10 protein-coding genes are annotated in these 13,961 nt (G+C 35.4%); 5 read left to right on the top strand and 5 right to left on the bottom strand.

The features are described 5' to 3' along the window. On the top strand, positions 1-3,224 hold a 3,224-nt coding region (locus Q0543_RS07625; protein WP_299250965.1), incomplete at its 5' end, for a T9SS type B sorting domain-containing protein. 172 nt (positions 3,225-3,396) lie between these two features. On the opposite strand, the gene Q0543_RS07620 is transcribed toward Q0543_RS07625, so the two are convergent. Then, entirely contained in the window at positions 3,397-5,289 is a 1,893-nt protein-coding gene (locus Q0543_RS07620) for an AAA domain-containing protein (RefSeq protein WP_299250963.1), read from the bottom strand. Beyond that, a complete protein-coding gene (locus tag Q0543_RS07615) occupies positions 5,289-5,867 on the bottom strand; it encodes a DUF3109 family protein (protein ID WP_299250961.1) in 579 nt (192 codons plus the stop codon). The genes Q0543_RS07620 and Q0543_RS07615 overlap by 1 nt, the downstream gene beginning before the upstream one ends. Positions 5,868-5,967: 100 nt before the next feature. Here Q0543_RS07615 and Q0543_RS07610 point away from each other — a divergent pair, with 100 nt between their 5' ends. The 4 genes from Q0543_RS07610 to Q0543_RS07595 are packed head-to-tail and all read left to right on the top strand — an operon-like array spanning position 5,968 to position 10,701. Continuing rightward, positions 5,968-8,214: an ATP-dependent helicase gene (locus tag Q0543_RS07610; RefSeq protein ID WP_299250959.1), complete on the top strand. Its 2,247-nt coding sequence runs from the start codon at positions 5,968-5,970 to the stop codon at positions 8,212-8,214. Positions 8,215-8,241: 27 nt separating this feature from the next. Then, complete coding sequence (locus Q0543_RS07605; RefSeq protein ID WP_299250957.1) at positions 8,242-8,967, top strand: DUF4290 domain-containing protein; 726 nt, start codon at positions 8,242-8,244, stop codon at positions 8,965-8,967. Further along, the gene (gene murA / locus Q0543_RS07600) at positions 8,967-10,274 is read left to right on the top strand and encodes a UDP-N-acetylglucosamine 1-carboxyvinyltransferase (protein WP_299250955.1); all 1,308 of its coding nucleotides are present in this window, start codon (positions 8,967-8,969) and stop codon (positions 10,272-10,274) included. The genes Q0543_RS07605 and murA overlap by 1 nt, the downstream gene beginning before the upstream one ends. A gap of 10 nt (positions 10,275-10,284) precedes the next feature. Next, entirely contained in the window at positions 10,285-10,701 is a 417-nt protein-coding gene (locus tag Q0543_RS07595) for a hypothetical protein (protein WP_299250953.1), read from the top strand. Here the strand turns inward: Q0543_RS07595 and Q0543_RS07590 are convergent. The 3 genes from Q0543_RS07590 to Q0543_RS07580 all read right to left on the bottom strand — a co-directional run bounded on the left by Q0543_RS07590 (position 10,694) and on the right by Q0543_RS07580 (position 13,956). After that, positions 10,694-11,179, bottom strand: coding sequence for a cupin domain-containing protein (locus Q0543_RS07590; RefSeq protein WP_299250951.1), 486 nt, complete (start codon positions 11,177-11,179; stop codon positions 10,694-10,696). The two genes, Q0543_RS07595 and Q0543_RS07590, sit on opposite strands and share 8 nt — an antisense overlap. A gap of 615 nt (positions 11,180-11,794) precedes the next feature. Next, complete coding sequence (dnaN, locus tag Q0543_RS07585; RefSeq protein WP_299250949.1) at positions 11,795-12,919, bottom strand: DNA polymerase III subunit beta; 1,125 nt, start codon at positions 12,917-12,919, stop codon at positions 11,795-11,797. A gap of 80 nt (positions 12,920-12,999) precedes the next feature. Beyond that, positions 13,000-13,956, bottom strand: a complete 957-nt coding sequence (locus Q0543_RS07580; protein ID WP_299250947.1) for a DUF4340 domain-containing protein — start codon at positions 13,954-13,956, stop codon at positions 13,000-13,002. Between the last annotated feature and the right edge of the window lie 5 nt (positions 13,957-13,961).

The following is a 13,961-nucleotide window of genomic DNA, read 5'->3' as shown; positions in this document are numbered from 1 at the left end:
CGTTTACTCCAAATGCTTCTAATGTAAATGCAAAATATATACCTTCTGCTTTAGACAAAACAACTGGAAGTACAACCCTTACATTAACAACAACAGGTAATGGTACCTGTAAAGATTATTCTAGTACAGTACAAATAACGTTGAATCCGAAACCTACCATAGCTGGTAGTGTTCCGAATGATTCTATATGTACTGGAAATACCATTACTGCTACCGCAAATGTTACCAACACATCTTCATTCATTTGGAAAACAACAGGTACAGGTTCATTTAGTACAACAACGGGTAGCCCAACAGTGTACTCGCCTTCGCTAAGTGATGAAGCCAATGGTGGTGTGATTATTTATGCAAGTACGGTTGGTTCAAATCCATGTAAAGAAATTGAGCAGTATTTTGGTATTACAATATTACAATCTCCTTCTTCTTTAGTTAACGCTGGCTTTGATCAAACTGCTTGTGCAGATGCTGGCTTCTTCCCGCTGAATGGTAAGGTAGATGGTTTTGCTGGTACCGGTATTTGGACAAGTGGTACAGGTAAAGGTCGATTCTATCCAAGTCCAACAGATTTAAATCCTACATTCAAACCCGATCAATCGGATATTGATGCTGGTAGCTTAATCATAACATTAACATCTACAAATGTTGGTATTTGTGCTCCAAATCATGATGATATGTTATTAACCATTACTCCTGCACCTATTGTTGTTATTGCTCCAATACCACCATTGTGCGCGGATACCGCTTATATTCCGTTATCCCGATCCATTACAAATGCGTTAGGCGGAGAATGGTCTACTACAGGTACTGGTACTTTCTCTCCAAGTATTTCCGATGTGAACGCAGTATATGTTCCTTCTGATTTAGATAGAAAAAAAGGTAAAATTGGTGTTACAGTAACAAGTACAGGAAATGGTGTATGTAATGGATATTCAGATTTCTTCACCATTCGATTGACTCCTATACCAACCATCAATATTGGGCCGGACAAAATTGTTTGTGCCGATCAATTTGTAGAGTTATTGGCACAAACAACTGTGGCAACAGGTGTTGATTGGTCTTCATCTGGTTCTGGAATATTTGTGAATCCTACAACTACTCTTGCAAATCAGTATATCTTTTCAAATGCCGATACTACAAATAGAGTATTTAACATATTTGGTAAATCTGCAAATCAGGGATTGTGTAAACCAGTATATGATACCTTAAAAGTTACGATTCAACCGATACCTGTAATCATTGCTTCGGCAGACCAGTCTATTTGTGCTGATATTGGAACCGTAAAAGTGAGATCAAATATATATAATGCTACTGGAGTAAATTGGACAACGAATGGTACTGGATCATTCACACCAAATGCATCTGGCAACCCAGTTGTCTATAATGTTTCTCAAGCAGATGCAGCTGCAGGAAAAGGTAAGATCTATGTAACATCTACTAATTCTGGTGTATGTGGTTCTCAAACAGACTCTATAGATATATTTATATCTCCTATTCCTATTGTTACTGCTGGTGCACCCATTATTTGTGAAACTGTTTTAGGAGCACAATTAAATGGTAATGTTAATGGCTTTGCATTGACTGGTTCAGATACTTGGACATCAACTGGTACTGGTGTATTTGCTGTGAATAGTTCTACCTTGAATGCTACGTATTACCCTACTGCTGCAGATATTGCTGCAGGTTCGGTTACGCTTACATTAACGGCATCCAATTATGGTACATGTAAAGATGTAACGAGTTCTGCAACCTTGAAAATTGAACCGCTGCCAATTGCAAATGCTGGGCAAGATCAATATTCTTGTATAAATGCACCTGTTACGGTTTCTGCAAATAATACCAAAACTGGGGTGAGTTATTCTTGGACAGATGCTGCTGGTACAGAGGTGCAAGCACCAAATTCTAAATCACACACCTTTATCGTTACTGCAAATACGAGTCGTATTCTATTAGCAACAGATGGTAAAGGCTGTATTTCTAGAGATACAGTTAACATTACAACGTTTGATTTGCCTACGTTTACATTAACTCCAAACCCAGCGTGTTATAGCGAGAATCTGTTGGTTCAATCAAACCCTTCTCCGCAACCAATAGTACCTGGTATTTATCAATGGTTTGATAATGGAAAAATCATGACAGGACAAAATAAAACGTTCTTGATCGTTCCTGATACAGGTATCTATAATGTTCAATTCGCATTTGCTAATTGTAAGGCAGAAGGACAAGTACACGTAAATCCAGTACCTACAGTTAAAGCAAGCGATATCATTGCATGTGGACCGGGTGTATTAACTGCTAGTGCAATACCTGCAACTGCAACAATCAACTGGAGTTTAAATGGAACGCCTGCAGGATCAGGTAATACTATAAATATCACATCAGCTACTGATACCAGCAAGTATACTATTACCGTTACCAATCCGGCAACAACTTGTACAACTGTGGATAGTGTCTATGTAATTGGTTTACCAAAACCAAATATGGTTTCCATAGATTCTACATCTTGTGTAGGTTTGAAAGTAAAATTGACAGCCGTACCAACTAATATTCCGAATTTAAATCAGTTTTTACAACTGAACTATAAATGGAAGAAAGATGGTGGTGCTACTTTCTCAACAGATTCAACCATAATTGTATCTTCAGTTGGAACATATAAAGGATACCTATCAGTTGATCAATGTAAAGATTCATCTGTAAACGTTATCGGATTTTCGCCTTATCCTACATCTGACTTACCTGATAGATATGTGTATTGTCCAGATAATGGAGGATCTATTTCATTAAACCCAGGTGCGCAGGCCAACACCACATATAAATGGAACAATGGTGTAACAACACAAATAAATGTTGTATCTCCAGATTTAGATAGTATATATACTGTTAAAATTACAAATCAATTCAACTGCTCCATCTCAGATAAAACGTTGGTATACTTAATTTGTAAACCACATATTGATGTTCCTACAGCGTTTACTCCTGGGGTAGTCGGAAGTGTAGATCGATATTTCAGAGGATATGGTAAATACGAAGAGAATTATAAATTAATGGTATTTAACAGATGGGGAGAAATTATATTTATTACTACAGATAAATATGAAACTTGGGATGGTACGTACTTAGGTGAACCAATGCCATCTGGTACATATCCATGGATAGTTACGTATGAAGGTAGAGAACAATATAAAGGACCTTACAAACAAACTGGTTCAGTAACCATCATAAGATAAATAGTTCGAAACATTTAAAATAAAAACGGCCTCACTAGAGGCCGTTTTTATTTTAAATGCAATTTCGCAATAGCTTAGCTAAGAAACGTAATTTATTTTTGTTACTTTTCAAATCACTCCTAACGATATATCATCTAAATCATATTAATGAAGATTTCAGCACCTGAAAAAATTATGTGATATATTCCCACGCTGAATGATACCCATTATGCTGTTCAATGTATTCTTGAAAACTGGTGTAAAATTTTGAAGAAGATAATGTGGATGAATCGCCAATAACAATCAACTTTTTCCGAGCGCGTGTAATCGCTACATTCATTCTTCGTAGATCTTTTAAGAAGCCAATTTCTTGCTTGTCGTTAGAGCGCACTAAGCTAATGATAATAATATCTTTTTCTTGACCTTGAAAGCCATCTACCGTTTGAACTTGAATCGTACTGGTATTGATATGCTTTTCTTTTAATTGATCTCGAATGTATTGTACTTGCAATTTATACGGACTGATAATACCGATGCTTTCCGTAGGATATTCAAGTAATATAGATTCTAAAATAGTTAGGACTAAATTAGCTTCTTGAGTATTACAAATACCGTAAGGTGATTTAAGTAATTCTTCTTCATAGCCCGTACCAGCAGTATCAATAAACTGAATTACATTGTCATCTAATTGATGATGCTTGTTTCCTTCATGTGCGGTCAATTTATTTTCATAAAACCAATTGGAAGGAAACTGCATGATTTTTTCATTCATACGATACTGAATGGAAAGCATTTCAGAAATACTTTCTAAGGGCATCAACTTTTCAAGCAAACTCATAACCAAACCTTTCTTAGCAGCTTCATCCGATTTTACGGTTGGTGGTAACTGCAAATGATCTCCAACTAAAATTACTTTTTTTACTTTTTGAATTGGAATCCAACACATGGGTTCCAATGTTTGACCCGCTTCATCAAAAATAAGGGTATCAAACTTTTCTTTCCCCACTTCCCTATGCATCGATACTACAGGAGTACATGTCACAACCTGATTTTTAACTAATACACTTTTTTGTAAAAAATGCAATTGGTCGTCTGATTGTCCTCTTAAGTTTTTTGCTTCTTTTATAATTGCTTTACGTTGTTCGCGTTCTTCTTGGTCAAAATTACGTTTGTATTTGCTCGCCATTCTGAAAAACTCTTCCGCTCTTTTCTTTAATTCTTTTACCAAAGAAAATTGTGGATGATTTACCACTTGTCGCTCTAAACAATATTGTAAATTTTGTTCTGTAATTTTTGAAGGGTTTCCCAATCGAACCACAGGAATATTGCTTTTAGCGATGCGTTCGGTTAACACATCTACAGCTGCATTGCTCGATGCGCATACCAATACGCGTTCCCCTTTTTCAACCAATGTCTTTACAATTTCAACAATCGTAGTTGTTTTTCCAGTTCCTGGAGGTCCATGTATCACTGCAACATCCGATGCTTGTATGGCTTTCAACCATGCTTTCTGTTGAGATGCATCTAATAGAGCTGGAACCGTAACATGTTCTTTTGTATTAAACGATGGATTTTTTTCTCCTAAAATTACATCTCGTAAACGAAGAGCATCTTTATTTACCCCATCGTCTGAAGCCCAGAAATCAAGGCTTGACAACATGGTTTCATAACTATGTTTATCGAACATTTTATCCATGCCGATTTTGCCATCTGACAACCAATCGGGTGCTTCATCTTTCATCAACTGAATGGTCACTTGATTTCCACTAGATGCAGTAATGTAACCATCTACAAAATCTTCTTTTGTATTGCTATGTTGTTGATTCGAAAACACACGGACTTTATCTCCCGAATAAAAAAGGTTTGGAGTATCAAATTCATATTTCCGTTCTACCTCAATATGTAAGCGTTCTGCAAAACCATAGTATTCTGATTTAATAAAAAGTGGATACCATGTAATCCCAACTTCTTTGCGCTCTTGGACAGATTGTTTTGCTAATTCTTCTTCGTAGATTTTAGCATCTTCATTCATTTCAATTTTCAAGAGATTTTTAAGTGCTTGAAAATATTCTTTAGCTACACCCATTATGATTCTTGTTGCTTTGTGTCTATAACAGTGCACAATTCAGTGTACCATGATTCACCATATTTACGAATAAGTGGGCCTTTTAAAAATTTATAAATGGGAACCCCTAATGCTTTTCCATTCGAACACGCCGGCTTACAAATACTCCAACGATCGTAATTTAATGCATCAAATTCATCGTATTTGGTAATGCGTATCGGATACAAATGACAAGATATCGGTTTTTGAAATGTAACTTTCCCTTCAATATATGCTTGTTCAATACCACATTTTAAAATGCCTTTGGGATCATAAATGGCATAGGCACACTCTCTATTATTCCCTATAGTAGGAGTTACTGGTTCGCCTTCTTCATCTGTCACAGAAGTACCTTCTTTTTCGATGGCTTTAATTCCATCTTTCGATAAATAAGGCTTTACTAAAGGATAGATTTCTTCCAAAATAAGTGCTTCTTCTACATCCAATGGGGCGCCCATATCGCCTTCTACACAACAAGCGCCTTTACATTTAAGCAAATCACAAACAAAAAATTTCTCAACTATGTCTTCGCTGATAACAGCATTCCCTAAAGAAATCATATAATTTTATAATTTATCAACATATTTATTCTATCTACAAAGATAATGGTTTTAAAGGGGATTAAATTGTAAATTTAAGGTATAAAATAATGTCAAATAAATGAGTTACTTAGATTCATTAAATGAAGTACAACGTCAAGCGGTAGAACAAACCGAAGGGCCTGTAATGATTATAGCTGGTGCAGGATCTGGAAAAACCCGTGTACTTACCTATCGTATAGCTCATTTAATCCGAAAAGGTGTTGAACCATTCAATATATTATCCTTAACTTTTACGAATAAAGCTGCAAAAGAAATGCAGAAACGTATTCAGGCAGTTTGCGGCAATGAAGCTAAAAACGTAATGATGGGTACGTTTCACTCTGTATTTTCTAAAATACTCCGTGTTGAAGCAAGTCGCATTGGTTTTCCAAGTAATTTTACGATTTACGATACAGAGGATTCGAAATCGATGTTGCGTACAATTCTAAAAGAACAAGGCTTAGATGATAAAGTATATAAGCCGAATACCGTTTACAATAGAATTAGTGCTGCTAAAAACAGATTGGTTTCCTATACGGAATATTTAAATAACCCGAACTTTATTGCAGACGATCGTGCAGCACTCCGCCCTGAAATGGGTAAAATTTACAAAACCTACCAAGAACGTTTGATTCGTGCAGGAGCAATGGATTTTGATGACTTATTATTTTATACTTATAAGCTTTTCAACGACCATCCAGATGCCTTGAATAAATACCAACACCGTTTTAAATACATCATGGTGGATGAGTTTCAAGATACCAATATTGCGCAGTACAACATTACCAAAAAATTAGCTGCGATGAATCGTAACATCTGTGTTGTTGGTGATGATGCACAAAGTATCTATGCATTCAGAGGAGCAGACATTCAGAATATTTTAAATTTTGAAAAAGATTACTCTGAGCTAAAGGTTATTAAATTAGAACAAAATTATCGTTCGACTAAAACCATTGTTGAAGCGGCAAACAATGTTATCACAAAAAATAAAGCACAGTTAAAGAAAGATGTGTGGACATCGAATGAATCTGGCGAAAAAATAAATGTATATAGAGCTGCAAGTGATAATGAAGAAGGTCGAATCGTTGCACAAACTATTTTTGAAAATAAAATGAATTTACAATTGCGGAACAATGATTTCGCAATTTTATATAGAACAAACTCTCAATCTAGAAGTTTTGAAGAATCGCTTCGTAAGCTAAACATCCATTACAAAGTGGTTGGAGGCATGTCTTTCTATCAACGTAAAGAAATAAAAGATGTACTCGCCTACTTGCGTTTTGTAATGAACGATCAAGACGAACAAAGCTTCAGGAGAATTGTAAATTTCCCCAAACGTGGTATCGGTGATACAACCATCGCTAAAATTTTTGTTATTGCAGATGAACAAGGCACAAGTGTATGGGATATTCTTTGCAATGCAAAAAGTGTAATGACGGGCAGACTTGTAACCTTATTTGAAGGATTTGTCGATTTAATTAAGTCGTATAAAGTTTTAGCAAATAATAAAGATGCATTTGAGGCTGCAAACGAAATTGCGAAACAATCGGGTTTATTAAAAGAATTATACGAAGACAAAACGGTTGAAGGGATTGCACGTTATGAAAACGTTCAAGCATTATTAAATGGTATTAAAGAATTTGTTGATCGTCCAGATCAAGAAGACAAATCACTCGGTACGTATTTACAAGAAATATCCTTATTAACGGATACTGAAAACGAGAAAGAAGATAAAGATTACGTAACCTTAATGACGATACACTCTGCAAAAGGCTTGGAGTTTAATCAAGTATTTGTTGTTGGTATCGAAGAAGATTTGTTCCCTTCTGCAATGATGCTGAATAGCAGAGCAGATTTAGAGGAAGAACGCAGATTGTTTTATGTTGCCATTACGCGTGCGGAAAAGCGACTTACCTTAAGTTTTGCAACCTCTCGTTATCGATTCGGACAATTAAAGAGTTGTGCCCCGAGTAGATTCTTAGAGGAAATTGATCCGAGGCATTTGCAAATGACAAGTATTACAGCAAATTCCATTAATGCTCAAGAACAATCCCCCGCTTTTGTTGGTATCAAACCTAAAGCAGGTCCACCGGTTCAGTTAAGAGCAAAAGCTGCTCCTGCTTATACTCCTTCTCCAGATTTCAAGCCAAGTGATACCAGCAACCTAACGACTGGAATGAAGGTAGAACACCCCAAATTTGGCTTTGGAACGGTAAAAGACATACAATCGAATGGTACAGACCGTAAAGCGGTGATTGATTTTAAAGATTTAGGAGAAAAAACATTAATTCTTAGCTTCGCGAAACTGAGAATTCACGAATCTTAGTTAACTTGAGGCATTAATACTAAAAAAATGACATTAATAACAGGAGAACCGGGTACGGGCATTGTATTAAAAGAATACGGTAAAAACATACAAAAAATTGTAGACTGGATTTTAAAAGTTGAAGATAGAGATCAGCGTACCAAATATGCTAATACCTGTGTTGAATTGATGCGCCAATTAAATCCAGGCGCAAGAGATTTGGATGAACAAACAACAAAACTTTGGGATCATCTTTTTATCATGTCTAATTTTAAATTAGATGTTGATACGCCTCACCCAATGCCTGACATAGCAGTGCTTGGTAAAAAACCAGAACGCGTTCCATACAACCATAACAATCTTCGATACAAGCATTACGGTAAAAACATCAATTTACTTATTGATCAAGCCGTGTTGAAAGAAGATGGCCCTGAAAAAGAAGATACAATTATCTATATCGGTCGTTTAATGAAGCGCTTGTACAGTACATGGAATAAAGAAAATGTAGAAGACGAAGTTATCGTTGAACATTTGATTGAATTATCTAAGAAAAAATTACACATCGATATTGCGAAGGTAAAAGCAGAACGTTTGTTTGATACTGTTGGTGGCGTGGTTGCAGATAGCCGAATCCCATCAAATTCTTCAAGCACAAGAACGAATATGCATTCACGCAGAACTAATTCAAATAGCAGTGGCTATTCGAATGCTGGCAATGGCAATAGTACTAGCGCAAGTAGATATCAACAAAATAAACCAAGAAGAAGAAACTAATGGCATCTTTTGAAATTACAGGTGGAACAAAATTACGTGGTGATATTACTCCACAAGGTGCGAAGAATGAAGCATTACAAATACTTTGTGCTGTTTTAATATCTCCTGAACCCATTGTTATTCATAATGTACCCAACATTATTGACGTCAATAAACTCATAGAGTTGTTAAACGACATGGGTGTATTGGTAACAAAAATCACCTCTTCCTCTTATCGTTTTGAGTCTAAAGACATTAATCTTGATTTTTTAGATACAGAAGAATTTAAAAAGAAAGCGTCTGCCTTACGTGGTTCTATTATGATCATTGGACCGCTTTTAGCTCGTTTTGGGAAAGCTAAAATGCCAAAGCCAGGTGGAGATAAAATTGGTAGAAGACGATTGGATACACACTTCATTGGATTGCAAAAATTAGGTGCATCTTTTGATTACGATTCAAACGATAGCTTTTATAATATACATGCAGCCGAATTGAAAGGTTGCTACATGTTATTAGACGAAGCATCCGTAACAGGTACAGCAAATGTTGTATTAGCTGCTGTAATGGCAAAAGGTGAAACAACGATTTACAATGCAGCATGTGAACCCTATTTACAACAATTGTGTGCAATGCTTAACCGCATGGGTGCAAAAATTAGTGGTATCGGATCTAATTTATTGAAGATTGAAGGTGTTGATTATTTAGGAGGAACAGAACACACAATCCTTCCTGATATGATTGAGATTGGCAGTTTTATTGGTCTGGCAGCAATGACGGGTTCTGAAATTACAATCAAAAATTGTAGAATAGATATGCTAGGTTTAATCCCTTCCGTTTTTCAACGCTTAGGTATTAAATTAGAATTTAGAGGAGATGATATTTTTGTTCCCGAACAAGAATATTATGAAATAGATACATTTATTGATGGTTCTATTTTAACTGTTGCCGATCAAATTTGGCCAGGCTTCACTCCTGACTTATTAAGTATAGTATTGGTTGTTGCAACCCAAGCACGCGGATCAGTATTGATACATCAAAAAATGTTTGAAAGTCGTTTGTTCTTCGTAGATAAGTTGATTGATATGGGTGCGCAAATAATATTGTGTGATCCACATAGAGCAACTGTTATTGGTCTTGGCAAACAAGTACCATTAAGAGGAATCTCTATGTTTTCTCCAGATATTCGCGCAGGTGTTTCATTACTAATTGCAGCCATGTCTGCACAAGGAAAATCTACCATTCATAACATTGAGCAAATAGATCGTGGATACCAAAATATCGATGATCGTTTAAATGCTTTAGGTGCAAAAATTAAACGTTTAAACTAATCTACACTCCATGGGTACTTTTAAAAAAGTTGTTGGTATACTCCTTTTAATGCTAATTTTATTCTTAGCATTTATGATGTTTGGTTCTTATGGAGATGGATATAGAGCTGGCGCATTAACTAAGGTTGCCAAGAAAGGTATTATTTTCAAAACAAATGAAGGTGAAATGTATACGGCTACAGTTATTAATAGCAGTGGCAATGCAGGAGATGCTGATGGTAGTGGTGTAATCAATAATATTTGGTACTTCTCTATTAAAAACGACCCAACATTATTATTGAAGTTAGAAAATGCCTTATTAAATGGACATCGCGTTAAAGTACACTACCACCAAAAATTTTGGAAACTATTTTGGATTGGAGATAGCAAATATGTTGTGGATGATGTAGAGATTTTGAAAGCAAATCCTGAAGCTGAATCTAACTAATACACATCTCTTTTAATATTGAATCATAAGCCGAGAACTCTCGGCTTATTTTTTTGTATGTGGCCAATTCAAAATCTTTGAAATCAAAACCGGGAGCTACGACACAACTTACCAATACAAAACCTTTTTTGTTTAGCACACGTGAACCAAACCACGCTCCTGCTGGCACAGTATAATGCAACACTTCGCCATTTTGCAGATCCCGTCCTAATTTTTGAACCGTGAGTTCTTCTTGATGAAGTACAATAATTTCCAATACATCGCCATCGTGATAATACCATTGTTCATCTGATTTGATTCGATGCAAATGTGATCTTTCTTCGCTGTGCAATAAAAAAAAGATAGAAGTCGCAGTATTCCTTTTTTCAGTATCACTTGTTTCAATTTCAGAAACTGAACGATATGTTTCTTTATAATGTCCACCTTCGGGATGTGCGAGTAGATTTAAATGTTCGATGTAGAAGGATGCCTTGGACATTTGAATTAATTATGAGTTATGAAATATGAGTCAATGTCGTTTAGTTAATGATTGTTGTAACCTGCTAGAAGTACTATGTATACGCAAATAGTTTTGGTTTTATACCGAACATATACGCTTTCTATTTCAGCACTGACCCCAGTCGGGGTCATATCTTTATAGCACAAACAACACAATAAACATATACGCGCTCCCGAAGGGAGCATGTTATTCAAGGTATAAAAGCGATCAATCCCTTCGGGATTCCGCGTATCTATCTATTGGATATTATTTTACTATAAATATTCGACCCCGACTGGGGTCGGTCTTAACTAAACGGCATTGAATTATGAATTTTCTTGCGCTACTCTTAATCGAAGCCAATGTAGCGATAATAGTGTTTAGCTAAGCGGCACAAATATCTATTTTTTGTTAGTAATCTTTGACTATTTTATTTAATTGCAGTCAAAGACTGCCTAATAAAACACTCCATTCAAAGACTGGTGCGAGAGGCTGTAGATGGATGTATTACCAAATAACGCTACCGTTGCTTATTAGAAAATATTATTTCACCTTAAATTAAAAATCCCGATTATTTTCATAACCGGGATTTCAATACTTATTTTGAATGCATCCTTATGCGTAGCTATTTAACATTACAGGCATAACAAGCATTAATATATCTTCGTGTTCATCTTTCTCTGCTGGAGTAATGATACCCGCTCTGTTTGGTGCAGAAAAGTGCATAGAGATTTGAGGTGTATCTAAATTACTTAACATCTCAACTAAAAACTTCGCATTGAATCCTATTTCCATATCTTGACCTTCAAATTCGCAAGACAAACGTTCGTTTGCTTCGTTTGAGAAATCTAAATCTTCTGCAGAAATTTGTAATTCGCTACCTGCTAATTTTAAACGAACTTGATGTGTCGTCTTATTTGCATAGATAGAAATACGTTTTAATGAATTCATCATATCTGTTCTTGCAATGGTAAGAACATTTGGATTTTCAACTGGAATTGCATTTTCGTAATCAGGAAAACGCTCATCAATCAAACGACAAATCATTTTAATGTTGTTAAAGCTGAAAAATGCATTTGAAGCATTATATTCAATTTTAACATTTGTATTTTCTGAAGGCAATGAAGATTTCAATAAATTCAATGCCTTTTTAGGAATAATCAATGTATTAGACATTTCAGAAACAATATCTGTACGTCTGTAACGAATTAAACGATGTCCGTCTGTAGCTACAAACGTTGCATTCGATTCCGTCAAGGAAAGGTAAACACCCGTCATTGCCGGCTTTAATTCATCGTTGCTAGCAGCAAAAATGGTAGAAGAAATAGCACGATTTAATATGTCTGTAGAAATATCAACGCTGTATCCGTTTTTTACACCAGGTACTTTTGGGAAATCGGTAGCGTTTTCGCCAGACAATTTATAACGACCGTTGTCAGAGCTAATTTCGATGCTGTATGTTTCAGGATCAATTGTAAACGTTACAGGTTGCTCTGGTAAGTTTTTCAATGTATCCAATAAAATCTTTGCAGGAACAGCTATGCTACCTTTTGCTTTAGCCTCAACAGCTATTTCAGTAATCATAGAAGTTTGCAAATCAGAAGCTGAAACGATAAGCATACCGTCTCCTATTTCAAAAAGAAAATTTTCTAGAATAGGTACAACAGGATTTGTTGTAATGACGCCATTTATAGCGGTTAATTGCTTTAGTAAAGCATTTGAAGAAACGACAAATTTCATTCTTGAAAGTTTTTAGATTAAACCAAAAATAGTATTGTAAAATTAAATAATTGTGAACGAATATTCTAAAGAAAAGTAGCTTACTTATCCATAAACCACTGTTTTCGTACCAATAACTTATAAATAAGCTCAGGATTTAACGTTACCAACTCTCCGTTATCCACAATTTTCGCATATAATGATTTTGTTCCCGGTAAAGCTTTATAGATCTGTATCGTTTTTGACTGTGTTTTATCAATGTCAATCAATGTTAAGGTTACTTCTGGATTTTGGCTTTTCAACAAATAATCCACAGAATCTCGTTCCTTATCTACTAGGTAATTTTCAACATTAATGCGTTGGAATGCACTTAAATAGGTGTATAACTTTGTTGAATCAGCACTTTTCATGTTGACAACATGGTAATTACCCAAATTCTTTTCAATTTTAAATCCATCATCTGGTGCAGAAGCATAATTTAATTCAATCTCTTGAATGCTCCCAATCGAATTACGATAGAGTGCTTTATTTCTCCAATCGCCCGCTTTTAATTTGAATAAATCCGATAAATCTCCTGTAAACCCAGGAACATAAATGATATACGGTTCGGCATCTTTTGAACTTAAATAATACGAACTATTCTTATCATTTTCGTTTGTTATAATCCAAAACGAAACGGTATTCTCTTCTGTTTTTACTTCTACCTCAACACCTTCTCGAAGCAATTGTTTTTTAATCTTATCTCTAAGCTCAGTAGATACAGGCATTTTAACTTCCATGCGCGCTAAACCTAATTTCATCGTTGTTACAATGTCTCTGCGCACTTCATACTTAGAATCTATAAACCAAGTAGTGCTTGTCTTAGGTGCAACGTAATGCGTCTCACCTTTTACCGTAAAAGAAACTTTAGTAATATCACTCGTATCAATTGCGATAAAATCATTGTATACAGGTTTACCAAAGTGGTCTTTACTTATAGAAGTATACAAGGCCCAGAAGCCTGTCACAATAGCTATAACAAATAATATTTTTACGCGAGTAGTAATTCCTTTAAGCATATTAA

Source organism: uncultured Cytophaga sp. (assembly GCF_937863595.1).
In the GTDB taxonomy this organism is placed as follows: domain Bacteria; phylum Bacteroidota; class Bacteroidia; order Cytophagales; family Cytophagaceae; genus Cytophaga.
The sequence above is the reverse complement of the archived record's forward strand: the minus strand, read 5'-3'. Positions and strand labels throughout refer to the sequence as shown.

Coding starts and splice junctions, on each gene's coding strand:
- Q0543_RS07605 (WP_299250957.1), top strand. CDS start 8,242: ATGACATTAATAACAGGAGAACCGGGTACGGGCATTGTATTAAAAGAA.
- Q0543_RS07595 (WP_299250953.1), top strand. CDS start 10,285: ATGGGTACTTTTAAAAAAGTTGTTGGTATACTCCTTTTAATGCTAATT.
- Q0543_RS07590 (WP_299250951.1), bottom strand. CDS start 11,179: ATGTCCAAGGCATCCTTCTACATCGAACATTTAAATCTACTCGCACAT.
- Q0543_RS07615 (WP_299250961.1), bottom strand. CDS start 5,867: ATGATTTCTTTAGGGAATGCTGTTATCAGCGAAGACATAGTTGAGAAA.
- dnaN (WP_299250949.1), bottom strand. CDS start 12,919: ATGAAATTTGTCGTTTCTTCAAATGCTTTACTAAAGCAATTAACCGCT.
- murA (WP_299250955.1), top strand. CDS start 8,967: ATGGCATCTTTTGAAATTACAGGTGGAACAAAATTACGTGGTGATATT.
- Q0543_RS07610 (WP_299250959.1), top strand. CDS start 5,968: ATGAGTTACTTAGATTCATTAAATGAAGTACAACGTCAAGCGGTAGAA.
- Q0543_RS07580 (WP_299250947.1), bottom strand. CDS start 13,956: ATGCTTAAAGGAATTACTACTCGCGTAAAAATATTATTTGTTATAGCT.
- Q0543_RS07620 (WP_299250963.1), bottom strand. CDS start 5,289: ATGGGTGTAGCTAAAGAATATTTTCAAGCACTTAAAAATCTCTTGAAA.